This is a genomic window from Streptomyces avicenniae, from assembly GCF_000719135.1.
Classification (GTDB): Bacteria; Actinomycetota; Actinomycetes; order Streptomycetales; family Streptomycetaceae; genus Streptomyces; species Streptomyces avicenniae.
In genome coordinates this window covers 155,881-181,514 of the sequence record NZ_JOEK01000005.1, presented here as the reverse complement: position 1 = coordinate 181,514, position 25,634 = coordinate 155,881, and the positions used below count along the sequence as shown (strand labels likewise).

25 protein-coding genes and 1 pseudogene are annotated in these 25,634 nt (G+C 74.1%); 19 read left to right on the top strand and 7 right to left on the bottom strand.

Features of this window, described 5'->3' with window-relative positions; all coding sequences use genetic code 11:
• The first annotated feature begins 134 nt into the window (after positions 1-134).
• From IF27_RS10900 to rocD, 9 genes are all read left to right on the top strand, one after another.
• A complete protein-coding gene (locus tag IF27_RS10900) occupies positions 135-1,289 on the top strand; it encodes a methyltransferase (protein WP_052849250.1) in 1,155 nt (384 codons plus the stop codon).
• Between the two features lie 35 nt (positions 1,290-1,324).
• A complete protein-coding gene (locus IF27_RS10895; protein ID WP_052849249.1) occupies positions 1,325-1,810 on the top strand; it encodes a MarR family winged helix-turn-helix transcriptional regulator in 486 nt (161 codons plus the stop codon).
• Between the two features lie 95 nt (positions 1,811-1,905).
• Positions 1,906-3,384, top strand: coding sequence for an MFS transporter (locus tag IF27_RS10890; protein WP_263053836.1), 1,479 nt, complete (start codon positions 1,906-1,908; stop codon positions 3,382-3,384).
• Complete coding sequence (locus IF27_RS10885; RefSeq protein WP_052849248.1) at positions 3,381-3,848, top strand: TIGR03618 family F420-dependent PPOX class oxidoreductase; 468 nt, start codon at positions 3,381-3,383, stop codon at positions 3,846-3,848. Before IF27_RS10890 ends, IF27_RS10885 begins: the two co-directional genes overlap by 4 nt.
• 132 nt (positions 3,849-3,980) lie before the next feature.
• Complete coding sequence (locus IF27_RS10880) at positions 3,981-5,726, top strand: polysaccharide lyase family 8 super-sandwich domain-containing protein (protein ID WP_052849247.1); 1,746 nt, start codon at positions 3,981-3,983, stop codon at positions 5,724-5,726.
• A gap of 38 nt (positions 5,727-5,764) precedes the next feature.
• Complete coding sequence (locus tag IF27_RS10875; protein WP_052849246.1) at positions 5,765-6,190, top strand: nitroreductase/quinone reductase family protein; 426 nt, start codon at positions 5,765-5,767, stop codon at positions 6,188-6,190.
• A gap of 370 nt (positions 6,191-6,560) precedes the next feature.
• Positions 6,561-7,040, top strand: a complete 480-nt coding sequence (locus IF27_RS10870; protein WP_052849245.1) for an Lrp/AsnC family transcriptional regulator — start codon at positions 6,561-6,563, stop codon at positions 7,038-7,040.
• A 232-nt stretch (positions 7,041-7,272) separates the two neighbouring features.
• The gene (ddaH, locus tag IF27_RS10865; protein ID WP_223291010.1) at positions 7,273-8,229 is read left to right on the top strand and encodes a dimethylargininase; all 957 of its coding nucleotides are present in this window, start codon (positions 7,273-7,275) and stop codon (positions 8,227-8,229) included.
• Positions 8,226-9,446, top strand: coding sequence for an ornithine--oxo-acid transaminase (rocD, locus tag IF27_RS10860; RefSeq protein ID WP_052849244.1), 1,221 nt, complete (start codon positions 8,226-8,228; stop codon positions 9,444-9,446). Before ddaH ends, rocD begins: the two co-directional genes overlap by 4 nt.
• 16 nt (positions 9,447-9,462) lie before the next feature.
• Here the strand turns inward: rocD and IF27_RS10855 are convergent, their stop codons facing one another.
• Positions 9,463-10,110, bottom strand: a complete 648-nt coding sequence (locus IF27_RS10855) for a TetR/AcrR family transcriptional regulator (RefSeq protein WP_052849243.1) — start codon at positions 10,108-10,110, stop codon at positions 9,463-9,465.
• Between the two features lie 133 nt (positions 10,111-10,243).
• On the opposite strand from IF27_RS10855, the gene IF27_RS10850 reads away from it, so the two are divergent.
• From IF27_RS10850 to IF27_RS10840, 3 genes are all read left to right on the top strand, one after another.
• Entirely contained in the window at positions 10,244-11,848 is a 1,605-nt protein-coding gene (locus IF27_RS10850) for an MDR family MFS transporter (protein WP_052849242.1), read from the top strand.
• A 127-nt stretch (positions 11,849-11,975) separates the two neighbouring features.
• Positions 11,976-12,641 (top strand): class I SAM-dependent methyltransferase, encoded by a 666-nt coding sequence (locus IF27_RS10845; protein WP_052849241.1) that lies wholly within the window; start codon positions 11,976-11,978, stop codon positions 12,639-12,641.
• 76 nt (positions 12,642-12,717) lie between these two features.
• The gene (locus IF27_RS10840; protein WP_052849240.1) at positions 12,718-13,548 is read left to right on the top strand and encodes an isocitrate lyase/PEP mutase family protein; all 831 of its coding nucleotides are present in this window, start codon (positions 12,718-12,720) and stop codon (positions 13,546-13,548) included.
• 506 nt (positions 13,549-14,054) lie between these two features.
• Here IF27_RS10840 and IF27_RS10830 read toward each other — a convergent pair.
• A complete protein-coding gene (locus IF27_RS10830) occupies positions 14,055-14,927 on the bottom strand; it encodes an NmrA/HSCARG family protein (protein WP_052849238.1) in 873 nt (290 codons plus the stop codon).
• A gap of 133 nt (positions 14,928-15,060) precedes the next feature.
• On the opposite strand from IF27_RS10830, the gene IF27_RS10825 reads away from it, so the two are divergent.
• The 7 genes and pseudogenes from IF27_RS10825 to IF27_RS10800 all read left to right on the top strand — a co-directional run bounded on the left by IF27_RS10825 (position 15,061) and on the right by IF27_RS10800 (position 19,229).
• On the top strand, positions 15,061-15,531 hold the full coding sequence (locus IF27_RS10825; RefSeq protein WP_052849237.1) for a MarR family winged helix-turn-helix transcriptional regulator: 471 nt from the start codon (positions 15,061-15,063) through the stop codon (positions 15,529-15,531).
• A 93-nt stretch (positions 15,532-15,624) separates the two neighbouring features.
• Positions 15,625-16,569 carry an SDR family NAD(P)-dependent oxidoreductase gene (locus IF27_RS10820; RefSeq protein WP_052849236.1) on the top strand — a complete coding sequence of 315 codons (945 nt, stop codon included), beginning with the start codon at positions 15,625-15,627 and terminating at the stop codon, positions 16,567-16,569.
• 35 nt (positions 16,570-16,604) lie between these two features.
• A complete protein-coding gene (locus IF27_RS10815; protein WP_052849235.1) occupies positions 16,605-16,952 on the top strand; it encodes a nuclear transport factor 2 family protein in 348 nt (115 codons plus the stop codon).
• 98 nt (positions 16,953-17,050) lie between these two features.
• Positions 17,051-17,890, top strand: a complete 840-nt coding sequence (locus IF27_RS10810) for an alpha/beta fold hydrolase (RefSeq protein WP_052849234.1) — start codon at positions 17,051-17,053, stop codon at positions 17,888-17,890.
• 348 nt (positions 17,891-18,238) lie between these two features.
• Positions 18,239-18,532 (top strand): annotated as a pseudogene (locus IF27_RS32040) (WhiB family transcriptional regulator); the annotation flags it as partial.
• Entirely contained in the window at positions 18,527-19,030 is a 504-nt protein-coding gene (locus tag IF27_RS32035) for an RNA polymerase sigma factor (protein WP_420821999.1), read from the top strand. The pseudogene IF27_RS32040 and the gene IF27_RS32035, both read left to right, overlap by 6 nt.
• Before the next feature lies 1 nt (position 19,031).
• Complete coding sequence (locus tag IF27_RS10800) at positions 19,032-19,229, top strand: hypothetical protein (protein ID WP_052849233.1); 198 nt, start codon at positions 19,032-19,034, stop codon at positions 19,227-19,229.
• On the opposite strand, the gene rarD is transcribed toward IF27_RS10800, so the two are convergent.
• From rarD to IF27_RS10775, 5 genes are all read right to left on the bottom strand, one after another.
• Positions 19,211-20,200 (bottom strand): EamA family transporter RarD, encoded by a 990-nt coding sequence (gene rarD, locus IF27_RS10795; protein WP_223291001.1) that lies wholly within the window; start codon positions 20,198-20,200, stop codon positions 19,211-19,213. The two genes, IF27_RS10800 and rarD, sit on opposite strands and share 19 nt — an antisense overlap.
• Before the next feature lie 131 nt (positions 20,201-20,331).
• Positions 20,332-21,444 carry a 2-oxoacid:ferredoxin oxidoreductase subunit beta gene (locus tag IF27_RS10790; protein ID WP_052849232.1) on the bottom strand — a complete coding sequence of 371 codons (1,113 nt, stop codon included), beginning with the start codon at positions 21,442-21,444 and terminating at the stop codon, positions 20,332-20,334.
• Positions 21,434-23,353 (bottom strand): 2-oxoacid:acceptor oxidoreductase subunit alpha, encoded by a 1,920-nt coding sequence (locus IF27_RS10785; protein WP_052849231.1) that lies wholly within the window; start codon positions 23,351-23,353, stop codon positions 21,434-21,436. The genes IF27_RS10790 and IF27_RS10785 overlap by 11 nt, the downstream gene beginning before the upstream one ends.
• Positions 23,354-23,562: 209 nt before the next feature.
• The gene (locus tag IF27_RS10780; protein WP_052849230.1) at positions 23,563-24,222 is read right to left on the bottom strand and encodes a response regulator transcription factor; all 660 of its coding nucleotides are present in this window, start codon (positions 24,220-24,222) and stop codon (positions 23,563-23,565) included.
• Between the two features lie 66 nt (positions 24,223-24,288).
• Positions 24,289-25,605: a sensor histidine kinase gene (locus IF27_RS10775; RefSeq protein ID WP_052849229.1), complete on the bottom strand. Its 1,317-nt coding sequence runs from the start codon at positions 25,603-25,605 to the stop codon at positions 24,289-24,291.
• Positions 25,606-25,634: the final 29 nt, after the last annotated feature.

Here is a 25,634-nt window from a genome sequence, read left to right as displayed (position 1 = left end):
CGCCTCGACGCGGGAGCGGTAGCCCTACCTGCCCCGACGCCCGCGCCCGTGCCGCAGCACGGGCCGCTCGTCCTGCTCCTCGTCGAAAGCGCGCCTCGTGCCCCCGCACGTCGTCCGCCCACGAGGAGTACCCGGTGTCCACCATCCGCTGGACCGAGGCCCACACCCCCCGCTCCGCCCGCTGGCATTCCGAGAACGCCACGCCGCCGCCCGCCCGGGTCGTCACCGCCGACGACCGCACGGGGGCAGACGCCGCCCACCGTCTGGCCTGCGAAGGCACCGCCCTGCTCTGGCGCGGCGACTTCCACCAGGCACGTCAGCTGCTCCGGGCGATGGGCCGCCGCATCGACCGGAAGCCCGTCCCACGAGGCGGCGGCCCGGCCGAGTCGTTCCACCTGTACCGCAGGGCCCGCGGCCACCGTGCCCGCGTGCTCGGCCGGCTCCTCGTCCTGCTGGAGGACGACCACCGCCTGGACCTGCGCAGGGCGCCCGACGTGCGCCGGGCCTGCGCCGAGGCGTACGGCCCGCCGTCCGGGCCGACGGCCGTCGCGCTCACGGAGCTGCTCGGCGTGATCGGGGCGCACCAGTGGCGCACGAAGGGCGTGGACGTACCGGCCCTCGGCGCGCGCGTCCATCCGCACCACGGCGTGTTCTCCCCGGTCAGGGGCGAGTACATCGACCTCGTCGCGCAGGCGCCGCTGCCCCCGCCAGGCCGCCGCCGCACCGCGTTCGACCTCGGTACGGGCACGGGCGTGCTCGCCGCCGTCCTGGCCCGCCGGGGGTTCGACCGCGTCGTGGCCACCGACATCAGCCCGCGCGCGCTGGCCTGTGCGCGCGAGAACGTCGGCCGCCTGCGCCTCACCGGGCGCATCGACGTCGTCGGCCCCTGCCTCTATCCCGGCGGCCACGCCGACCTCGTCGTCTGCAACCCGCCCTGGATCCCCGCCCGGCCCACCTCCGCCGTGGAGCAAGGGGTCTACGACCCGGGCGGCGGCATGCTCCGCGGCTTCCTGGACGGCCTGGCCGCGCACCTCGCGCCGGGAGGTGAGGGGTGGCTCGTCCTGTCGGACCTGGCCGAGCACCTGGGGCTCAGGACGCGCGGCGCGCTCCTGGCCGCCGTCGGGGCGGCGGGGCTGCGCGTGGTGGACAGGATCGACACCCGGCCGCGGCATCCACGGGCGAGGGACACGGCCGATCCCCTCCACGCGGCCCGTGCCGGGGAGGTCACCTCGCTGTGGCGGCTGCGCCCCTCGGCCGTCGCCGACCGGAAAAAGGAGGTTCACGGATAATCCGCCTCGGAACGTCCCTCGTTATCCTGGGCCGCATGACTGCCCTGACCCCTGACAACGGCACGACCGACCTGTCCTTCCTGCTCGACCACACCAGCCATGTCCTGCGCACCCGCATGGCGGCGGCCCTCGGGGAGATCGGCCTCACCGCGCGGATGCACTGCGTCCTCGTGCACGCCGTGGGCGAGGAGCGTACGCAGGCGCAGCTCGCCGAGATCGGCGGGATGGACAAGACGACCATGGTCGTCACGGTGGACGCGCTGGAGCGCGCCGGGCTCGCCGAGCGGAAGCCGTCGAGCACCGACCGGCGCGCCCGGATCATCGCCGTGACCCCGGCGGGGGCGGAGACCGTGGTGCGGAGCCAGGAGATCGTGGACGGCGTGCACCGCGAGGTGGTGGGGACGCTTCCCGGTGGTGACGGGGAGGCGATGCTCCGCGGGCTGCGGGCGCTGGTGGACGGCGTGCTGGCGACCCCCGTGGAGAGCCGACGCCCGGTGCGCAGGGCGCGGCAGGCCGAATGACGAACCGAGGCGGATGATCCGCCAAGGAATCGTCTGCAACAAAACAATATGCTACGGTCGCTCTCGCTGGTCCCGCCCCGACCGTAGGAGTCCCCGTGGCCCACCCCGGCGTCCCCGCCGCACCACCCGCACCACCCGCCCCGCCACGGACGCCCCGCCCGTCCCGCGCGCTCGCCCTCGCCGTCCTGTGCGCGGGCACCCTCATGACGATCCTCGACGGCAGCATCGTCACCGTCGCCCTCCCCGCCATCCGCGACGACCTCGGCTTCGGCGAGGCGGGCCTGAGCTGGACCGTCAACGCCTACCTCATCCCGTTCGGCGGCCTGCTGCTCCTCGCCGGACGCCTCGGCGACCTGCTGGGCCGCCGCCGGATGTTCCTCTACGGCACCGCCCTCTTCACCGCCGCCTCCGCCCTCGCGGGCGCGGCCACCAGCCCCGCCGCCCTGCTCGCCGGGCGCTTCCTCCAGGGCGTCGGCAGCGCCATGGCCACGGCCGTCAGCCTCGGCATCCTCGTCTCCCTCTTCCGCGAGCCGGGCGAACGCGGCCGGGCCATCGCCGCGTTCAGCTTCACCGGCGCGGTCGGCGCCTCCCTCGGCCAGGTGCTCGGCGGCGTGCTCACCGAGGCCGTCGGCTGGCACTGGATCTTCTTCATCAACCTGCCGATCGGCGCCGCCGTCCTCGCCCTCGCCGTCCGCGCCGTCCCGGCCGACCGGGGCAGCGGCCTCGCGGCCGGGGCCGACCTGATCGGCGCGCTCCTCATCACCGCGGGCCTGATGCTGGGCATCCTCACCCTGGTCGAGACGGACTCCCAGGGCTGGACGTCCACCCGCACACTCAGCACGGGGGCGGTGGCCGTCGCGCTGCTGGCCGCGTTCTTCGCGCGCCAGGCCACGGCACGGACGCCGCTGCTGCCGCTCCGCCTGTTCCGCTCGCGCGTCCTGGTCGGGGCCAACGTGACGCAGATGCTCATGGTGGCCGCCATGTTCTCCTTCCAGATCGTGCTGGCCCTCCACCTCCAGACCGTCCTGGACCTCGGCGCGGCCGGCACGGGGTTCGCCATGCTCCCGGCCGCCGCCGTCATCGGCGTCGCGTCCCTCGGAGCCTCCGCGCGCCTGTCCGCACGCTTCGGCCACCGCGCGGTCGTGGTCACGGGGCTGCTGATGCTCACCGCCCTGCTCGTCCTGCTCGCCCGCGTCCCGGCCGACGCCGACTACGCCACCCGCGTGCTGCCGCCGATGCTGCTCACCGCCGGGTTCGGCCTGGCGATCCCCGCGGTGTCCGCGCTGGGCATGTCCGGCGCGCGGGAGGACGACGCGGGGCTGGTCTCCGGCCTGTTCAACACCGCCCAGCAGGTCGGCGCGGCCCTCGGCGTCGCCGTGCTCACCACCCTGGCCGCCTCGCGCACCGAGCACCTGCTCGCGGACGGCCAGGGGCGGGCCGCCGCGCTGACGGGCGGCCACCAGCTCGCCTTCGGCATCGGCGCCGCCCTGACGGCCACCGCCGCGCTCCTCGCGCTCACCGTCCTGCGCAACCCCTCTGTCGCCGACCGCACCACGGAAGAGGTCTCCTCATGAGCGCCACCACCCGCCCCGGCCCCCGCCCGCTGACCGACGAGGAGGCGTCCGCCCTGATCGCCGCCCAGCGCTTCAGCGTCCTGGCCACCACGCGCCGCAGCGGCCACCCGCACCTCACCACCGTCGTGCACAGCTGGGACCCCGCGACGCGCACCGCCCGCGTCTCCACGACCGAGGACCGCTTCAAGGTCCGCCGGATACGGGCGGATCCGCGCGTGGCCCTGCACGTCCAGGGGCCCGACCCGCTGTCGTTCGCCGTCGCGGAGGGCGAGGCCGAGGTGTCCGCGCCCAGCACCGTGGAGGGCGACGCGATCGGCCGCGAACTCCTCGCTCTCGCAGGTGAATTCGTCGCACCGGGGGAGGAACAGGCTTTCCTGGCCGAGCAGGTCGCCGAGCGGCGCGTCGTCATCAGGCTGCGGGCCACGCGGCTGTTCGGCGTGGTGCTGGAGGTCACGGCCGACTGACCGCGCGCGGCGGGGGCGGGCGCCGGGCCGGTCCGCAAACGCTTCGTTCCCGCCGCTTCGCCGCAGTGGCAAAGGCCATTCCGTGGCGGACATCACTTTCGCAACGGGCCCCGCGCGGTGGAGAGTACAGCCATGCGCGAACTGGGTACGGTCATCGACCGGCTGCGGCGTGACCTGCTGGAGGACGGCGGCCCGCCCGCCGCCAAGGAACCGGGGGCCGACGGCACATGGGCCGACATCGACTACACCGGCCGTGACCGGGCGAGCTGGCAGCCGTTCCGCCATCTCGAACGCACCCTCGCCCTCGCCCGCGACCCCGTCCGCCATCCCGCCGCCCTGCGCGCCCTGGACGCCTGGGGCCGGCTCGACCCGCGCGCCGACAACTGGTGGTACAACGAGATCGCCGTCCCAGGGTGCCTCGCCGACATCCTCCTGCTGACCACGGGCGCCCCCGCCCCCGACCGCCTCGCCCCCTGGACGGCGCGCCTCGCCGCCGCCCCCGGGACCGTCCCGCTGACCGGGCAGAACCTCGTCCGCTCCCAAGGCGTCCTCCTGCGCCGCGGCCTCCTCACGGGCGACCCCGCTCTCGTCGCCTCTGCCGCCGGCGCGATCGCCTCCACCCTGCGCGTCACCGAGGCGGAGGGCATCCAGCCCGACCTCAGCTTCCACCAGCACGGCGCCCAGCTCTACTCCGGCGGCTACGGCCACGGCTTCTCCCTCGACGTGTCCGGCTGGATCCTCGCCCTCCACGGCACGCCCTGGGCCTTCGGCCCGGCGCAGGTCGCGCTGTTCACGGACTTCACGCTGGACGGGCAGCGCTGGGCCGTGCACGGCGGCGGGTTCGACCTCACGACGATGGGCCGCGAGGTCGCGCGCGCCGACGCGCACCGTCGCGCGCGGGACGGGCTGGCCACGGTCGTCCGCCGCCTGCTGGCGGCCGGCGCGCCGCGCGCCGCCGAACTGACCGCGTTCGCACGGCAGTTGGCGGGGGAGGGCCCGCCGCCCGTCGGCAGCCGCGCGTACCCCAGGTCCGACTACCTGGCGCACCGGCCGCCCGGCTGGTCGCTGTCCGTGCGCATGGCGTCCACGCGGACCGCGCCGACCGAGAGCATGAACGGCGAGAACCTGCTCGGCCGCCACCTCGGCGACGGCGTCGCCGCCGTCCGCGTCGGCGACGCCCCCGAGGACGGCTACCGCGCCGTCCTCCCGCTGTGGGACTGGGCGCGGCTGCCGGGCGTCACCGCCGAGCAGCTGCCCGACCCCGGCGCGCTCTTCCCGCGCCCCAACGGGCAGCACGGCGCGTCCGCGCACGTCGCGGTCGGCGCGGACGGCCGCCACGCCGTCGCGGCGCTCGACCTGACGGGCACCGACCGCTTCACGTCCGGCCGGAAGGCGTGGTTCTGCTTCGAGGACTGCTACGTCGCGCTCGGCGCGGGCATCAGCGCCCCCTCGGCCCTCCACCCGGTCGTCACCACCGTGGACCAGCGGCTGGCCACCGGCCCGCTGACCACCGGGCAGGGGTACGCGCACCACGGGCGGATCGGCTACGTGGCGCTCGGCGGGGGGACGGCCCCGGCGGCGCGGGTCGCCGAACGCTCCGGCAGCTGGGACGACCTCACCACCATCGGGGCCGACACGCGGCTCACGGCCGCCGTCCTGTGGACGGGCTTCGACCACGGGCCCGCGCCCTTGGACGCGTCCTACGCCTGCCTCGTCCTCCCCGGGGCCGACGCGCGGACCACCGCCCGGCGGGCCGCCGCCCCCGGCGTCACCGTGCTGGCCAACGGGCCTGACGTCCAGTCCGTGCGCCACGAGGCGACCGGCGCCGTCCTCACCGTGCGTCACGATGCGGCCGGTCCTGCACTGCTCCTGTCGTGACGCGGAGCATTGTCAGAGGGGTGTGCTTCACTCTCCGCATGGAACAGAGCGCGTTCGACCAGCGGGTCATCACGGAGTTCAGGGAGCAGCGGGGCACGGGCAAGGTCGCCGACGCGATGGACGCCGCGGTGCTCCTGCTGCTGACGCACATCGGCGCGCGCAGCGGCGAGCCGCGCACGACCCCGCTCGGGTTCCTGCGGCTGGGGGAGCGGCTGTGCGTCATCGCCTCGGCCAACGGCGCGGCGCGGCACCCGGCCTGGTTCCACAACCTCGTCGCGAACCCGGCCGTCGAGGTGGAGCTCGGCGCCGAGCGGTTCCGCGCGACGGCGGTCGTGCCGTCCGGGCGCGAGCGGGACGAGCTGTTCGCGGAGGCCGCCCGCATACGCCCCTTCCTCACCGAGCACCAGTCCCGCACCCAGCGGCTGATACCCGTGGTCGAGCTGCGCCGCGAAGGCGAGCACTGACGGTCACGGGCCGGGGGGAAGGGACAGTCGCCGGGCGCTGCCGCGGGACGAGCTGTTCCCCGGGGCAGCTCGGGGACGAAGCGCTCACGTTGATCGGCTGCCGCTGACCGGACGGGCACTGCCGGTGACCGTTCACCACCGCCCGAACCTGACCATGCGGCGTCTCGCCCGCGCGCGTGCGCCGGGCGGTCCGACGGCCCGGTCCGTTGCTCGCGCAGGACCCGGCCCTGACCTCCCCGTGGCCCGGGAGAGTGACGGGGCGGCGCCCGGGGTCCACGGCGCGGGGTGACGGGCGGACACTCGTCCGGTACGGGCGTCCGGCCGCGCGCCGCACCGGCCGCCACCCCGCCGGACGGAGGATCCCCCGACGATGACACGCCCCGCGATGACCCTGGACGACCTCGACCGCCGCATCGTGACCGCCCTCGTCGCCAACGCGCGCAGCACCTTCGCCGAGATCGGCGCCGCCATCGGCCTGTCGGCCCCCGCCGTCAAACGCCGCGTGGACCGGCTGCGCGAGGCGGGCGTGATCACCGGCTTCACCACGGTCGTCACCCCGGCCGCGCTCGGCTGGCGCACCGAGGCGTACGTCGAGGTGTACTGCGTCGGCGCCGCACCGCCACGCCGTCTCGCCGAGGTGGTCCGCAACCATCCGGAGATCACCGCCGCCATGACGGTGACCGGCGGCGCGGACGCGCTCCTGCACATCAGGGCCAGCGACATCGGCCACTTCGAGGAGGTGCTGGAGCGCATCAGGGCCGAGCCGTTCATCCGCAAGACGGTCAGCCAGATCGTCCTCTCCCACCTCATCCCCACCAGCCCGGAGGCGGGCGCAACGAACAGCCGCTGAAACGGGCGGCGACGCAACGACGCTGCGCGGACGCGCAATCCCGGTTCCTTGTCGCGGAGGGTGAGCGTTCCTACCGTGGGGGGTAGACCTCGCATTCCCTGCATTCCCTGTAATCCGCGCGTTCCCCGCATTCCCAACATTCCCCCCGGATACCGCGCAGGCCAGCGGGAGGCCTCACCCCCGCCGTCGCATCCCCCTCCACAGGAACCGGGAGGACGCCGCCGTGCCCACGATCCCCGTACCCCTCGTCCCGCCGTCACCGTCACCGTCACCGCCGACGCGCACCGCGCGCCCACGGCACTACCTGACCTGCGAGCCCCGCCACTTCGCCGTCGAGTACGCCATCAACCCCTGGATGGTCCCCGGCACGGCGGCCGACACGACCCTCGCCCGCGCCCAGTGGGCCACCCTGATGCGGACCTACGAGCGGTACGGCCACACCGTGGAGACCGTCCCGCCCGTCCCGGGACTGCCCGACATGGTCTTCGCGGCGAACGCCGCCGTGACCCTCGACGGACGCGTCCTCGGCTCCCGCTTCCACGCCCCGCAGCGGCGCCCCGAGGCCGCGCGGTACGCCCGCTGGTTCGCGGCGGCGGGCTACACCGTCCGCCCGGCCGGCGCCGTCTGCGAGGGCGAGGGCGACTTCGTGCCGGTGGCCGGGCTGCTGCTCGCCGGGCACGGATTCCGGACCACGCGCACGGCCCACGCGCGGGCGCAGGAGTTCTTCGGCGTCCCCGTCGTGTCCCTGCGGCTGGTCGATCCGCGCTTCTACCACCTGGACGTGGCCCTGTTCGCGCTGGACGACCGGAACGTCGCCTACTGGCCGGGGGCCTTCTCCCCCGGCAGCCGCGCCGTGCTGCGGCTGCTGTTCCCCGACGCCGTGGTGGCGGACGAGGCGGACGCCCTCGCGTTCGGTCTGAACTCGGTCTCCGACGGCCGTCACGTCTTCCTCGCGCCGCGCGCCACCGGCCTCGCCACGCAGCTCGCGCAGCGCGGATACGTACCGGTTCCCGTGGATCTGTCGGAGTTGCACAAGGCCGGGGGCGGCATCAAGTGCTGCACTCAGGAGATCAGGCCCGCCCGCGTCCCGCCCGCACCCGTCACCACTCCTGTCACCACCACCGTTCCCCCCACGCCGGTCCTCACCGCCCCGATCCCCACCGCCCCGGTCCAGGAGGCCACGCCATGACCCTCGCCCCGCTCCGCGGCTCCGCCGAGCTGATCCGCGCGGAGCAGCCCGTCCTCGCGCACAACTACCACCCGCTGCCCGTCGTCGTCGCCCGCGCCGAGGGCGCCTGGGTCGAGGACGTGGAGGGCCGCCGCTACCTCGACATGCTCGCGGGCTACTCGGCGCTCAACTTCGGGCACCGCCACCCCGCGCTCGTCGAGGCCGCCCGCCACCAGCTCGACCGCGTGACGCTGACCTCCCGCGCCTTCCACAACGACCGGCTCGCCGGATTCGCCGAGAGCCTGGCCGCCCTCACCGGCCTGGAGACGACCCTGCCGATGAACACCGGCGCCGAGGCGGTCGAGAGCGCGGTCAAGGTCGCCCGCAAGTGGGCCTACGAGGTCAAGGGCATCCCGGAGAGCCAGGCCACGATCGTCGTCGCGGCGGGCAACTTCCACGGCCGCACCACCACGCTCGTCAGCTTCTCCACCGACCCGGAGGCCCGCGACGGCTTCGGCCCCTACACGCCCGGCTTCCGCGTCGTCCCCTACAACGACCTGGCCGCGCTCACCGCCGCCGTGGACGACTCCACCGCCGCCGTCCTCATCGAGCCCATCCAGGGCGAGGCGGGCGTGATCATCCCCGACGACGGCTACCTCGCGGGCGTCCGCGAGCTGACCACCCGCGCCGGATGCCTCTTCGTCGCCGACGAGATCCAGTCGGGCCTCGGCCGTACCGGCACCACCCTGGCCGTGGACCACGAGGGCGTCCTGCCCGACCTGCTGCTCCTCGGCAAGGCGCTGGGCGGCGGGATCGTGCCGGTCTCGGCCGTCGTCGGCCGCCGGGACGTCCTCGCCGTGCTGCGGCCAGGACAGCACGGCTCGACGTTCGGCGGCAACCCGCTGGCCGCCGCCGTCGGCACGGCCGTGGTCGAGCTGCTGCGCACCGGCACCTACCAGCGGCGGGCCGCCGAACTGGGCGTGGTGCTGGACGAGGGCCTGGCCGCCCTGCACGGCCACGGCGTCCTCGCGCACCGGGCGCGCGGCCTGTGGGCGGGCGTGGACATCGACCCGGCCATCGGCACCGGCCGCCAGATCGGCGAGCGGCTGCTGGGCGAGGGCGTCCTCGTGAAGGACACGCACGGCTCGACGATCCGCGTCGCGCCGCCGCTCACCGTCACCCGCGAGGAGCTGGAGCAGGCGCTCGGCGCGCTGCGCACCGTCCTCACGGCCGGGTGACGGGGCGGGAGGCCCGTCAGACCCCGGCGGTCCCCGGCGCCGCCTCGGGCGCCGGGGCCCCGGCCGCCCCGGGCTCGGCCGCCGGGGCCTCGCGCGCCTCGTACGAGGAGGTGACCAGCTCGGTCGCGACGGTGAGGGACGCCCGGCTCATCTCGTCCTCGTCGGCGTCGATGAAGTGGGCCCAGAAGAGGCTGGCGTGCACGGCGAACAGTGCGGTCAGGCAGCGGACCTGGTCGGTCACGGGGGCGTCGGGGCTGGTCATCAGGTCGGTCATCGCCATCATGCGGTGCTTGAAGGTCGCGCCCACGCTCAGCTCGCGCACCGTCGCCTGGTTCTCCTGCATGAAGCGGAAGAGGGGCGCCCCCCGGTGGAGGGCGGCGCTGTAGCGGCGCAGGATCTCCAGGCGTGTCTCCAGCGTCGGGGGCTGGCTCCTTCCCCACGCGGCCACCTCGTCGATCGGACGGGTCAGGTCCTCGAAGAGGCTGATGACGATGTCCTCCTTGGCCTTGAAGTGGTAGTAGAGCGCCGCCTTGGTGACACCGAGCCGTTCCGCGATCTCGCGCAGGGACGTCTTCTCGTATCCCTGTTCGGCAAACAGCTCCAGGGCGACGTCCTGGATGCGCTGCCGGGTGTCCGACCTGCGCTGCTGGTGGCCGTGAGCCATGCCTTCTCCTCGGGGACCGACGGGCCGGCGGCGCCAACTAACTTGACGACCGGCTAGTGACCGTTCTACCGTCCCCAAGAGTAACCGACACTTGCCGGGCGGCAAGTAAGTACGTGAGAGAGGCTTTGGGGGAATGTCCCAGACCACCGCCGCCGGGGCCACGGCACCGGGCACGGAGGAGCCGAGGACGCGCAGTGTCCGCGTCGTCCTCATGGCCCTGCTCATCGCGATGATGCTCGCGATGCTCGACAACATGATCATCGGCACGGCGATGCCCACCATCGTCGGCGAGCTGGGGGGTGTCGCCCACCTCTCGTGGGTCGTCACCGCCTACACGCTCGCGACGGCCGCCTCCACGCCCATCTGGGGCAAGGTCGGCGACATGTACGGCCGCAAGGGCGCCTTCCTGACGTCGATCGTCATCTTCCTGATCGGCTCGGCGCTGTCCGGCATAGCGCAGAGCATGGGCGAGCTGATCGCCTTCCGCGCCGTGCAGGGCCTCGGCGCGGGTGGCCTGATGGTCGGCGTCATGGCGATCATCGGCGACCTGATCCCGCCGCGCGAGCGCGGCCGGTACCAGGGCATGATCGCGGGCGTCATGGCGCTCGCCATGATCGGCGGCCCGTCCCTCGGCGGTTTCATCACCGACCACTGGGGCTGGCGCTGGACCTTCTACATCAACCTGCCGCTCGGCGCCGTCGCGCTCGTCATGGTCACCTCCGTGCTGCACCTGCCGAAGCGCCGGGCCGCCGGACGCATCGACTACCTCGGCGCGGGTCTGCTGACGGTCGGCATCACGTCGATCGTGCTCCTCACCACCTGGGGCGGCACGGAGTACGACTGGGCCTCCTGGCAGATCGTCGGCCTGGGGGTGCTGGGCGTGGCCGCGCTGGGCGCGTTCCTCGCCGCGGAGCGCCGCGCCGCCGAGCCGGTCGTCCCGCTGCACATCTTCCGCAACCGGAACTTCACGCTGGTCGCGATCGTCGGCTTCGTCACCGGCTTCGTGATGTTCGGCGGCACGCTGTACCTGCCGCTGTACCAGCAGGCGGTGCAGGGCGCGTCGGCGACGAACTCGGGGCTCCAGCTCCTGCCGATGCTGCTCGGGATGATGATCGTCTCCATGGTCGCCGGGCGCTGGACGAGCAACACCGGCCGGTACCGTGCCCTGCCGATCATCGGCAGTGTGCTGATGATCGTCGGCCTGTTCCTGCTGGCCACGATGGGCGTGGACACCTCGCGGGTCACCTCGGGCGTGTTCATGGCGGTGCTCGGTGCCGGGATGGGCTTCCTGATGCAGACGTCGATGCTCATCGCCCAGAACAGCGTCGAGATGAAGGACATCGGTGTGGCGTCCTCGACGTCCACGCTGTTCAGGACCCTCGGCAGCTCGTTCGGCGTCGCCATCATGGGTGCCCTGTTCACCAACGCGGTGCGGGACGAGATGGCCTCGCGGGTCGGCGCGTCGGGCGACGGCGCCATGGGCGAGAGCGCGCAGCTCACGGCCGACGCGCTGGCGGCCCTCCCGCAGCCGCTGCGGGAGGCGTACGAGTTCGCGGTCTCCTCCGGCACGCACATCGCCTTCCTGGTCGGCGGGTTCATCGCGGTGGTATCGCTGGCCGCGGCGCTGTTCATCCGTGAGACGCCGCTGCGGGGCGCAGGTCCCGAGAAGGCCGCGGCGCTGCCGGACGGTCCCGACCGGGCCGAGTCGGGCACGGCCCCGGCGGCTGCCCCGGCCTGACGGCCCCCGCCCGCCCGTCCATCAGTCCGCACGGAGCCCGTCCGCCCTCACCGGCGGGCGGGCTCCGCGCCGTTCCCGCCTCTGCTCGGATGACCGGACGACACCGGCGACCGCGTACCACGGCGAGATGGGCAGGCAGTTCGCCGCCCAGGCGACGGACAGTGCCTACAACGCGTACACCGAGCGCCCGGCCATGCTCGGTCCCGCCGGTGACGTGACGGGGCGGCACGTGCTGGACCTCGGGTGCGGCGCGGGCCACCTCGCCGCCGCGCTGCGCGAGCGAGGGGCCGCCAGGATCGTCGGCGTGGACGGCAGCCAGAGCCTGCTCGACGCCGCAGGGGAACGGCTCGGGGACGGCGCCGCCCTGCACCGTCACGACCTGGAGGAGCCACTGCACTTCCTGGCGGACGCGTCGTTCGACCTCGTGGTCGCGGGCCTCGTCCACCACCACCTGCTCGCTCGCGCGCAGTTGCTCTCCGCGATCCGGCGCGTCCTGCTGCCCGGCGGGACGCTCCTCGTCTCCACCACGCATCCGACGGACGACCGGGTCCACTTCGGCGGCTCCTCCTTCGCCGAGGAGCGGGTCGAGCTGCCCTTCGGTGACGGATTCGCCCTCGTCCCGGGGCGGATGACGCCGGAGACGTTCCCCTGCGAACTGCTCGGCGCCGGTTTCGTCCTGGAGGAACTGCGCGAGCCACGCGCCACCGAGGAGGCCAGGCACACCGAACCGCGCCGGTACGACAAGACGCACCACCTGCCGGTCTTCCTGTGCGTGCGGCTCCGCCGCCCCTGAAGACGCGCGCTCCCGGCCGGGTGTTCACGTCCGAATCCCGCTGGTCCCGGCCGTCGGCCGGTGCTGGTATGGGCGGATGACCGCACAGCATGACAAGGCCCGCCTCCTCCACGCCCTGCACGCCCCCGACCGGCCCGTCCTCGTCCTCGCCAACGTCTGGGACGCCGCCGGGGCGCGGATCGTCGCGGCGGCCGGCGCCCCCGCCGTGGCCACGACGAGCGCCGGTGTCGCCTGGGGCCTCGGCGCGGCGGACGGGGGCGGGCTGCCGCGCGCCCTGGCGCTTGAGCTGATCGCCCGTGTCGCCGCCTCGGTGGACCTCCCGGTGACGGCCGACATCGAGACCGGTTTCGGCGCGAGCCCCGACGACGTCGCCGTGACCGTGCGCGGCGTCCTGGCCGCCGGTGCCGTCGGCGTGAACATCGAGGACGCCGACACGGAGGGCCGTGGCCCGCTACGGCCCGTCGCCGAGCAGGCCGAGCGGCTGCGCGCCGCCCGTGAGGCGGCGGACGCCGCGGGCGTCCCCCTGTTCCTCAACGCGCGCGTGGACACCTACCTCCGCCAGGTCGGCGACCCCGCCGACCGCCTGCGCGCCACGCTGGACCGCGCGGCGGCCTACGTGGCGGCGGGCGCGGACGGCGTCTTCGTCCCGCACGTGCGCGACCTGCCCACGGTGTCGGCGCTCGCGCGGGAACTCACCGTGCCGCTGAACGTCTCCGGCGTGCCCGGCTCCCCGCCCGTCCCCGACCTGGCCGCGGCCGGGGCCGCCCGCGTCAGCCTCGGCGCGGCCGTCGCCGAGGCGGCCTACGCGGTGGTGCGCCGCGCCGCCGACGAGGCGTACGGCCCCGGCACCTACACCTCGCTGGAGGACGCCCTCCCGTACACCGAACTGAACGCCCTGCTGAGCTGAGCCCGGCCGCCGCGCCCCCGGGAGGCGAGCCGCCGGTCCCCGTCCCGCGCGACGGCGGGGACCGGATCACCCCCCGGGCGTCGGCGTCGGCCCCGGCGCCCGCCGGTCGGCCACGCGCCCGCGCCGCTTCGTGTCGCCCCCCGTCAGGACCCCCCTCCCGCCCTCGACAGCCACCCGCCCGGCGTCCCCCTCCTCCGTACCGGCAACGCGATGAACGCCCCGCCGACGTCCGCCGTGAGCAGCCCGAACTCCGGCACGACACCCGTGGTCCCCGAGCCCTTGGCCAGCTCGTCGTCCCCCGGGGCCCTTCGCGCCTCGGCGACGTCCACCGCGCCCCACCTCCCTTCCACCGCTCCACCCGGTCAGCCGTCGTCACCACACCTCAGGGGCCCGTCACTGCCCCCTCGGCGCCTCGCCGCCGCCCGTCCTCCCCCCACGAGGACAGGCGGCGCCGTGAGCCTAACCGGAGGCACTGACAATCGCCGGTGCGCGGCCGGGAGGGCCCATCACCGCCCCGGCGGCGCCCAGTTGTCCCGCGCCCACACGGCCAGCGTCCGCAGCTCGGGCCGCTGCGCCCGCAGCGCGGGCAGGTCCGCCGCGTACCCGCGGGTGTCGAACCACGTGAACATCGTGGCCGACTCCTCGTCCCGCGCCCGCACGTCCTCGACGGGCGTCGTCTCCCACCGCACCGGCTCCCCGGCCACCTCCGCGAACACCTCGGCCATCCGCGGCCCCGTCAGCTCGTCCCCCGCGATCTCGATCCGCCGGTCGAGATGGCCCGCCGGGTCGTCGAACGCGTCGGCCGCCAGCACCCCGACGTCCGCGACCGCGATCATCTGGAGCGCCGTCGTCGGCCGCAGCGGCAGGGCGAGCACCAGGGCGCCGTCCCGGCGCGCAGGACCGAGCGGCCCCTGGAAGTTCTCCATGAAGAAGACGGGGCGCAGGATCGTCGCCGGGAGCCCCAGCGCCTCGATCCGCCGCTCGACCCGGCCCTTGGACTCGAAGTGCGCCACGCCGCTGCCCCGTTCCGCGCCGCCGACCGAGCCGTAGACGAACTGCGACACCCCCGCGCGGGCGGCGGCCTCCGCGACGAGCCCGCCCTGCCTGACCTCGCCCTCCGGGCCGTCGGGACCGGTGAACGTCTGCACGCTGTAGACGCCGTACGCGCCGCGCAGCGCGGCGTCGAGGGAGGCCGCGTCGTCCATGTCCCCGGTCGCCAGCTCCGCCCCCGCCCCGGCGAGCGAGCGGGCGCCGTCCGAGGACGGGTCACGCACGACCGCGCGCACCGTCCGCCCGCGCCGCAGCAGTTCACGCGCCACGGCGCCGCCCTGCCGCCCGGTGCCGCCGAACACCACGACCACATCCGTACCGTCGGTCATCGCCGCTCCGTCCCTCCGCGATTCTCTGGTCAGACGACGGTAGCTCTCGGCGGGCCGATGAACGCGGTGACGCGGCCGAGCCGCAGGTCGGAGCGCCTATAGTATGTGGCGGGCCAAACAATCGGGGGAGCAGATGACCGAGCACGGCGGGACGAGCCACCTGATCGTCCGCCTCGCCCACGCCCACCGGAACGCCGCCGCGGCCCTGCTCCAGCCCCTCGGTCTCCACCCCGGGCAGGAGCTGGTGCTCATGCGGCTCGGCGAGGAGGACGGGCAGCCGCAGAGCCGCCTGGTGCACGCCCTGGACCTCGACCCCTCCACGGTCAGCCGCACCGTCCAGCGCCTCGAACGCAAGGGCCTCCTGACGCGCGCCCCCTCGCCCGCCGACCGCCGCGCCGTCCTCGTCACGCTCACCCCGGAGGGCCGCGCCCTGCTCCCCGGCGTCCACGCGGCGTGGGCCGCCCTGGACGCGGCGACGGCGCGCGGCCTGTCCGAGCGGCGCCGCGCCGAGGCCGTCCGCCTCCTGCGCCACCTCGAACGCGGCCTCGCCGAGGCACCCGCCCGTCCGGCGGACGACGCCCGCGGCGACGACGCCCGCGCCTGACCGTGTTGCCGGGCCACCGGCGGCAGCCTCGCCCATAATGTCCGGAAAGTGACCGCGGGAGCCCCCGCCAGGCACCGGACAGGAAGAGGCCCCATGAGCGAGCCGGAGCGCATCACCACACCGTTCGACGCCCGGTCCACCGCCGCCGAGGTCATCGACGGCGTGGACCTCACGGGCCGCCGCGCCGTCGTGACGGGCGCCAGCTCGGGCATCGGCGTCGAGACGGCCCGCGCGCTGGCCTCCGCCAACGCCGAGGTGACCCTCGCCGTACGCGACACCGCCGCCGGGGCGCGCACCGCCGAGGACATCGCCCGCAGCACCGGCAACCGGCAGGTCCTCGTCGCGCCGCTCGACCTCGCGGACCAGGCGTCCGTCACCGCGTTCACCGACGCCTGGGACGGGCCGCTGCACATCCTCGTCAACAACGCCGGGGTCATGATGACCCCCGAGAGCCGCACGGCCGAGGGCTGGGAGCTGCAGTTCGCCGTCAACCACCTCGGCCACTTCGCCCTCACCACGCGGCTGCGCCCCGCGCTCGCCGCCGCCGACCGGGCCCGCGTCGTCGCCCTCAGCTCCCGCGCGCACCTGCGCGACGGCCTCGACCTCGACGACCTGGGCTTCCGCCACCGCCCCTACGACCCCGCGGTCGCCTACGCGCAGTCGAAGACGGCCACGGCCCTGTTCGCCGTCGAGGCGAACCGCCGCTGGTCGCCCGACGGCATCACGGTCAACGCCGCGCACCCCGGCGGCGTCCTCTCCCGCCTCACCCGCTACCTGAGCCAGGAGGAGCTGGACCAGGCCACCTCGACCGGCGAGACGTTCAAGAGCCCCGAGCAGGGCGCCGCGACCTCGGTCCTGCTCGCCGCCTACCCGCCGCTCGCCCACGTCGGCGGCCGGTACTTCGAGGACTGCAACGAGGCCGTCCCCCACGCCGAGGGCACGAACAGCGGCGTCGCGGCCCACGCCCTGGACCCGGAACGCGCCCGGCGCCTGTGGCAGCTCTCGCAGGACATGGTCAGCACCTCGACCCGCGCCTGAATCCCCCGACAGACCCCGTCAGCGAGAGCACGCCCATGCCCGACGCCACCCCGCCCGGACTCCCCGCGCCCATCCGCCACTACCTCGACGCCCACCGGGCGCACGACACCACCACCGCCCTGGCCTCGTTCACCCCCGACGCGACCGTCACCGACTCCGGCCGCACGTGGGCCGGTACCGCCGAGATCGCCACCTGGCTCGCCGGTACGACCTCCGACTACACCTACACCGTGACCCCCGCGGCGGCCGACTGCGAGGACGACGCCCACTGCACCGCGACGCTCCACCTCAGCGGCGACCTCCCGGGCGGCGCGCACGACCTCGCGTACACCTTCACCCTCCGCGACAGCCTGATCTACACCCTCACCGTCACGCCCGCCTGACGCCGCCCCCGCCCGCCGCGCGGCATACGGGGCGTTCCGGGGCGAAGTGCGTTAAATGGCTCCTGTCAGCGCTCACCCTCGCTGCCCGGGAGGCACCCATGGCGTCCGTGACCATGCACGACGGCGCGGAGATCTACTACAAGGACTGGGGCATCGGCGCGCCCGTCGTCTTCCTCCACGGCTGGCCGCTCGACGCGGACGCCTGGGACGACCAGCTCGTCGCCGTCGCGGAGGCGGGCTACCGGGGTATCGCCCCCGACCGGCGCGGGCACGGGCGCTCCACCCAGACCTGGCACGGCAACGACATGGACACCTGGGCCGACGACCTCGCCCAGCTCGTGGAGGCCCTCGACCTGCACGACATCACGTTCGTCGCCCACTCGATGGCCGGGGGTGAACTGGCGCGCTACATCGGCCGCCACGGCACGGCGCGCGTCGTACGGGCCGTGCTGCTCGGCGCGGTCCCGCCGCTCATGCTGAGGACCGAGACCAACCCGGAGGGGCTGCCGATCGACGCCCTCGACGCCGTACGGCAGGGGCTGCGCGCCGACCGGGCGGAGTTCTGGCGGACCCTCGCCGACCGCTTCTTCAGCACGGGCGGCGAGGACGACGACCCGGAGGGCCGCGTCAGCCAGGGCCTGAAGGACGCCTTCTGGTTCATGGCGATGCACCAGAGCCTCAAGGCGGCCGTCGCGTGCGTGGGGGAGTACGCGGAGACCGACTTCACGGAGGAACTGCGCCGCTTCGACATCCCGACGCTGCTCGTCCACGGCGACGACGACCGGATGGTCCCGCTCGCCGCGACGGCGGAGAAGGCCGTCGGGATCATCCCGGACGCCACGCTGAAGATCTACCCCGGCGCGTCCCACGGCCTGGCGCTCGTCCCCGGCACGAAGGAACGCTTCACCGAGGACCTGCTCGCGTTCCTGCGCGGCTGAACGCCCCTGGCGGCGCCCCCGGAGAAGAAACTTCGCCGACCGAGGTCACGCGGAGCAGCCTCCGGAGCCACTACCTCCGACAAGGTGTTCTGCTGGAGATCGGAGCCGGGTGTTGTCGGAGTGGGAGATCGCCGCGGTCGTCGCCGTGGCGGGCTACGTGATGCGTCTTCTGCACACGTGGGTCCGGGTACGGGGGCGCGTCCAGAGGGAAAGACTCCGGGGGACGGTACGACGCGACGTGGTGCGCGCGCTGCCCGCGGGCAGCCGTGTCGTCGAGGGGCCAGAGGGCACGGTGACCATCGAGGTCGGACCGAGGCCGCCCGGTGGCGCGGGGGAGGGGGGATCGGGATGTGGGTGACCGACTGGGCGGACCACGCCGCGTGCCTGTCCACCGCGTCGGACAGCGACCCGACGCCGCAACTGTCCCCGCGGGCGGCCGAGAAGCTGGTCTGCCTGCCCTGCCCCGTGCGGACGGAGTGCCTCGCGACCGCGCTCGACAACCGCGTCGAGTCCGGTGTGTGGGGCGGGATGTCGGAGCGGGAGCGCCGCGCGCTGCTGCGCAGACGCCCCGCCGTGGCGTCGTGGGCCGAGCTGCTGAGGAGCGCGCGCCGGGAGTACGAGCGCGGCGCCGGGGCCGTGCCGGGGCCGGGGTTCGACGCGGCGTTCGAGGCGCTGTTCCGCGAGCGCTTCGTCCCGCTGGTGGGCTTCCTCATCAAGGCGGGCGCCAGGCGGCCCGACGCCGAGGACGCCGTCCAGTGCGCGTTCATCGACCTGGCGGGCGTCTGGGAGACGGTGACCCACCGGGCGGCCTGGCTGCGTACGACGTGCTACCGCGCGTGGCTGCGGCTCGTGCGCCGGAACCGCGCGGACCAGCTCGGGCACCTGCTGCCCGAGGCGGTCGCGCGGGACGCGACGGAGGACGTCCCCGGCCGGTTCCTGATCCTCGAACTGCTGTGGCGGCTCCCGCCGGTGCAGCGGACCGTGATGGCGTTCGCGTTCGACGGATGCGGCCCGGCGGAGACGGCGGCGGCCATGGGCGTGCCCGCGGCCAACGTGCGGCAGAACCTGCGCCGGGCCCGTGCCGCGCTCGCGCGGTTCCTGGAGGAGAACGACGAAGAGGACCGAGAGGGTGAGGAGTGACATGACCGCATCGGAACCCGTGTACACCGCCGAGACGGAACGCCGTCTGCGGGAGGGTCTCGCCGCGTTCGACGAGGCGCTCGCCGCGACGATCGACGTGGACGTGAGGCTGGCCCAGGTCACCGAGGAGGTACGCGCGCGGACCGCCGGGCGCCCGGCCGACGAGGCGCGGCTCGCCGGTCACCGCCCCGTGGGGTGAGCGCGCCCCTCGTCCGGAGCGGGGACGGGGGCGGGCGCGGTGGCGGTGGTGGTGGCCGGGGTGTGCACGGCGACCGTCCGGCGGTTGGCGCGCGCCGTGCGCAGCGCGTCCCACGTGAGGATCGTGAGCGCGGTCCACACGAGGAGGAAGCCGATCCAGCGCTCCGGCGGCATCTCCTCGTCGAACGCCAGCAGGCCCAGCAGGAACATGGCGGTCGGCGCGATGTACTGCATCATGCCGATCATCGACAGCGGCAGCCGGACCGCCGCCGCGCCGAAGAAGATCAGCGGCAGCGCCGTCGCCAGCCCGCTGCCGACCAGCAGCGCGGTGTGGCCCGCGCCCTCGGTGGTGAACGTGCCGTCGCCGCGCGCGCCCAGCACCACGACGAACACCAGCGCCGGGAGGAACTGGAACGCCGAGTCGGCGGTGAACCCCTGGAGCCCGTCCAGGCCCGTCGTCTTCTTGACGAGCCCGTACACCCCGAAGCTGACGCTGAGGGTCAGCGAGATCCACGGCACCTGCCCGTACGCCACGCTCATCACGACCACCGCGAGCCCGCCGACCGCGACGGCCGCCCACTGCGCCCGCCGCAGCCGCTCCCGCAGCAGCACGACGCCGAGCGCGATGGTCAGCAGCGGGTTGATGAAGTAGCCGAGCGACGCCTCCAGGACGTGGTCGCTGGCCACCGCCCAGATGAACACGTACCAGTTGACGGTGATCAGCGCCGCCGACGCCGCGATCAGCGCCAGGCGTCGCGGCTGCCGCAGCAGCGGCCGTATCCAGCCCCAGTCGCGGACGAGCGCCACGAGCACGAGCGCGGTGGGCAGCGACCACACGACGCGGTGCGCCAGGATCTCGCCGGTGTCCGTCGTGTCGAGCAGCGCCCAGTACAGGGGCAGCAGGCCCCACAGACCGAACGCGCCGAGCCCGAACACGATGCCCGACCGGCTCGCCGTCCCGCCAGTACTCACGTCCCCCACCCTTCAGGCCAGCCCGCCTCGCGCGCGCGGTCCGTCCCGACGCTACGCCCGGCCCGTCGGCTTGTCATACCGGTTGCGCCCCACGGCAGGGCTGCCGTGGGGCGCGAGCGGGAGGCGGCGGGTCAGCCCGCGACGGTCCAGGTGTCGTTGCCGGTCAGCAGCGCGCCCAGGTCGCCCTTGCCCCGCTGCACGACGGCCTGCTCCAGCTGCTCCGCCATCAGGTCGTCGTAGACGGGCCGTTCCGCGCTGCGGAAGACGCCGATGGGCGTCCGGTGCAGCGTCTGCGGGTCGGCCAGCCGGGACAGGGCGAACGCGGTGGTCGGCGACGCGGTGTGCGCGTCGTGCACGAGCACGCCGTCCGTGCCCTCGGCCGTCACGTCCACGACCGCCAGCTCGCCGCTCGCCCGGTCGCGGACGACGCCGAGGGAGCCGAGGCCGTCGCCGCCGTCCGCCTCGGCCCACGGCACGCCGAAGCGGATCGGCTCGCCGTGCTCCAGGCGGATCACGGCCTCCTGCGCGGTCTGCTTGTCCTTGATGAGGTCGAACGCGCCGTCGTTGAAGATGTTGCAGTTCTGGTAGATCTCCACCAGCGCCGACCCGCGGTGCTCGGCCGCCGCGCGCAGCACGCCCGTCAGGTGCTTGCGGTCGGAGTCCACGGTCCGCGCGACGAACGACGCCTCGGCGCCCAGCGCGACCGACACCGGGTTGAACGGGGTGTCGAGCGAGCCCATCGGCGTGGACTTGGTGATCTTGCCCGACTCGGACGTCGGCGAGTACTGCCCCTTGGTCAGCCCGTAGATCCGGTTGTTGAACAGCAGGATCTTCAGGTTGACGTTGCGCCGCAGCGCGTGGATCAGGTGGTTGCCGCCGATGGACAGCGCGTCGCCGTCACCGGTGACGACCCACACCGACAGGTCACGGCGCGCCGTCGCGAGGCCCGAGGCGATCGCGGGGGCGCGGCCGTGGATCGAGTGCATCCCGTACGTGTTCATGTAGTACGGGAAGCGGGACGAGCAGCCGATGCCGGAGATGAAGACGATGTTCTCGCGCGCCACGCCCAGTTCCGGCAGGAAGCCCTGCACGGCGGCGAGGACCGCGTAGTCCCCGCAGCCGGGGCACCAGCGCACCTCCTGGTCGGACTTGAAGTCCTTCGCGGACTGGCGCCCGGCGGCGGTCGGCACGAGGGACAGCGCCGTACGGATGCGGTCGGGTGTCTGCGTGGCCTCAGTGGACATCGTCGAGAGCCTCCTTGATTGCGGACGCGAGCCGCTCGGCCTTGAACGGCAGCCCCGTGACCTGCGTGACCGACCGGACGTCCACCAGGTACTCCGCCCGCAGCAGCAGGGCGAGCTGACCGAGGTTCATCTCCGGCAGCAGCACGTGGTCGTAGGACCGCAGGATCTCCCCGAGGTTGGCAGGGAAGGGGTTGAGGTGGCGCAGGTGGGTCTGCGCGACATGCCCGCCCTCGCGGCGGACGCGCCGCACGGCGGCGGTGATCGGCCCGTACGTCGAGCCCCAGCCGAGCACCAGCGTGCGCGCCCGGCCGCCCGGGTCGTCCACGACCGCGTCGGGCACGCTCACGCCGTCGATCTTCGCCTGGCGGGTGAGGACCATGTGCTCGTGGTTGGCCGGGTCGTAGGAGATGTTGCCGGTGCCGTCCTGCTTCTCGATGCCGCCGATGCGGTGTTCGAGCCCGGGGGTGCCCGGCACGGCCCAGGGGCGCGCCAGCGTCTCGGGGTCGCGCTTGTACGGCCAGAACACCTCGGTGCCGTCGGCCAGCTCGTGGTTCGGGCCGCTCGCGAACTGCGTCCGCAGGTCGGGCAGTTCCGACGTCTCGGGCACGCGCCACGGCTCGGAGCCGTTGGCCAGGTAGCCGTCGGACAGCAGGAAGACGGGCGTGCGGTACGTCAGCGCGATGCGCGCCGCGTCGAGGGCGGCGGTGAAGCACTCGCCCGGCGTCGCGGGCGCCACGATCGGCACGGGCGCCTCGCCGTTGCGGCCGAACATCGCCTGGAGCAGGTCGGCCTGCTCCGTCTTGGTCGGCAGGCCGGTGGACGGGCCGCCGCGCTGGATGTCGATGATGAGCAGCGGCAGTTCGAGCGAGACCGCGAGGCCGATCGTCTCCGACTTCAGCGCCACGCCCGGCCCCGACGTCGTCGTGACGGCGAGGGAGCCGCCGAACGCCGCGCCGAGCGCCGCGCCGATGCCCGCGATCTCGTCCTCGGCCTGGAACGTCCGCACGCCGAAGTTCTTGTGCTTGGACAGCTCGTGCAGCACGTCGGACGCGGGCGTGATCGGGTAGGAGCCGAGGTACAGCGGCAGGTCGGCGCACTGCGCGGCGGCCACGAGGCCGTAGGCCAGCGCCAGGTTCCCCGACATGTTGCGGTAGGTGCCCGCCGGGAAGGCGGACGCGGCGGGCGCGACCTCGTAGGAGACCGCGAAGTCCTCGGTGGTCTCGCCGAAGTTCCAACCCGCCCTGAACGCGGTCAGGTTGGCCTCGGCGATCTCCGGGCGCTTCGCGAACTTCGCCCGCAGGAACGCCTCGGTGCCCTCGGTCGGCCGGTGGTACATCCACGACAGCAGGCCGAGCGCGAACATGTTCTTCGAGCGCCCCGCCTCCTTGCGCGTCAGGTCGAAGCCCTTCAGGGCCTCCACCGTCAGCGTCGTCAGCGGCACCCGGTGGACGCTGTACCCGTCGAGCGAGCCGTCCTCCAGCGGATTGCCCGCGTACCCGACCTTCGCCACGGCGCGCGAGGTGAACTCGTCGGTGTTGACGATGATCTCGGCGCCGCGCGGCAGGTCGGCGATGTTCGCCTTGAGCGCGGCCGGGTTCATCGCGACGAGCACACCCGGGGCGTCACCCGGAGTGAGGATGTCGTGGTCCGCGAAGTGCACCTGGAATGACGAGACACCGGGCAGGGTCCCGGCGGGTGCGCGGATTTCCGCGGGAAAGTTCGGCAGCGTCGCGAGGTCATTACCGAACGACGCTGTCTCGGAGGTGAAACGGTCGCCCGTCAGTTGCATTCCGTCGCCGGAATCCCCTGCGAACCGGATGATGACCCGGTCCAGGCGCCGGACGTCCTTACCGGCTCCGTTGTTCTCACCGGCGGTGTCCCGGCTCGCCTGGTTGACCTCAGTGGTCACTGCAGTAGCCCTCCTTGAGGCGGCTCGTGTCAGCCATGGTACGCGGGTAAGGCATGCCTTCCTGAAGGTGATCACATGATGGACGTGGCCCGGGGACAGGCTTCCCCGCCCGGCACATGATCCGCCCAGGAACGGCGGAGAAGACGGAAAAGTCTCTGGTCAGGGACGCGGGACGACCGGATCCGCCCGGCCCGCGCGGGCCGGGCGGCTCAGGAATTGAGATACGTGAGAACCGCGAGAACCCTCCGGTGATCTGTGTCACTCTGGGCCAGCCCGAGCTTCGAGAAAATGTTGCTGACGTGCTTTTCCACCGCTCCGTGACTGACCACGAGCTGCCGGGCGACCGCCGAGTTCGTGCGTCCCTCGGCCATTAGTCCTAGGACTTCTCTTTCCCGGGGCGTGAGCCCTTCGAGAACGTCCTGTTTCCGGCTGCGCCCGAGCAGTTGTGCGATCACTTCGGGGTCCAGCGCCGTGCCCCCGCGCGCCACCCGGTCCACGGCCTCGGTGAACTCGCCGACGTCCGCCACCCGGTCCTTCAGCAGATAGCCGACCCCGCGGCTCGACCCGGCGATCAGCTCCGTCGCGTACTGCTCCTCCACGTACTGTGACAGGACCAGCACCCCCAGGTCGGGGAAGCGCTTCCGCAGCCGCACGGCCGCCCGTACGCCCTCGTCGGTGTGCGTCGGCGGCATCCGGACGTCGGCCACGACCACGTCGGGCGGCGTGCCCGCGTCCACGAGCCGGTGCACCGCCTCGACCAGCGCCTCGCCGTCGCCGACACCGGCGGCGACCTCGTGCCCCCGGTCGGTCAGGAGCCGCGTCAGGCCCTCCCGCAGCAGCACCGAGTCCTCGGCGATCACCACCCGCACGGCGCGAGCCCCCTGTTCCCGACGTCTTCTCCGGGGACGGGCGAGAGCCCGTCCCGGTGCAGCATCTCATCCACGGCGCGGCGCCGCGGCGCCGCGGTCACGCCAGGGCAGCGCGGCCGACACGGTCGTGGGACCGCCGAGCGGGGAGTTGACGGCCAGCACGCCGTCCACCGCGGCCAGCCGCTCCGCCAGGCCCGCGAGCCCCGAGCCCGCCGCCGCGTCGGCGCCGCCCCGCCCGTCGTCGGTCACCTGGATCATCAGCCGCTCGTCGGCCCGCCAGATCTCCACCTCGGCACGGCGCCCGCCGCTGTGCTTGCTGACGTTCTGGAGCAGCTCGGAGACCGTGAAGTACGCGATCCCCTCGATCGCCTCCGCGGGCCGCTCCGACAGCTCCACGTCCACGCCCACCGGGACCGTGCAGCGCGCCGCCAGCACGGAAAGCGACGGGCCGAGGCCCCGGTCCGTGAGGATCGCCGGGTGGATGCCCCGCGCCAGGTCGCGCAGCTCCTGGAGCGCCAGCTTCACCTCGCCGTGCGCCTCGTCCACCATCCGCGCCGCCGCCTCCGGGTCGCTCCCCAGCTTCTCCTTCGCCATGCCGAGGCCCATCGCCAGCGCCACGAGCCGCGCCTGCGCCCCGTCGTGCAGGTCCCGCTCGATCCGCCGCAGGTCGGCGGCCGAGGTGTCCACGACGGTCGTGCGGTCCGACTCCAGCTCCCGCACGCGGGCCGCCGTCGCCGAGGGGCCGAGCAGCAGCGTCGTCGCCTCGCGCTCCGCGAGCGCCGCACCCCTGATCAGCGGCGCCGTGATCAGCAGCATCACCAGGCCGATCGCCACGGCGAGGAGCATCTCGGCCGGGCCGTCCCAGACCCAGCGGTTCCGGTCGCCGCCGATCCCGATGCCCTCCTCGCCCGACGCGTGCAGCGGCCAGAACCAGATCGGGTACGTGAGCAGGGAGAGGGACCCGGCCCAGGCGATCGCCATCAGCGTGAACGTGAGGACGCCCCACGGCATCATCAGCAGCGCGTGCGCCGTGCTGCGCCACGCCTGGCCGTCCCGCAGCGTCCCGCTCAGCACGACGAGCCACCCCTCGCGCCGCTGCCGCAGGGCGCGCAGCCGCTCGCCGAGCGGCTCGGGCTCCTCGATCCGTGCGCCGAGCAGCAGCCGGGCCCGCGCCCGGCCGAACGCCCCCCACGACCGCATCAGGACGAGCACGAGCGCCATCAGCGGGAGGCCGACGAACGTCACGGCGAGGCCGAGGCTCACCGACAGGCCGGTGACCGCGGCCGTGAAACCGGCGATGCCGAGTGGCAGGTTCAGCGCCAGGTGGGCGCCCTCGCGGAGCGTGCGGGGCTGGAACGGCAGGCGGAGCAGCGTCGTGATCATGGAAGGCGGCCCTTCGGGTTCGTTCGGCA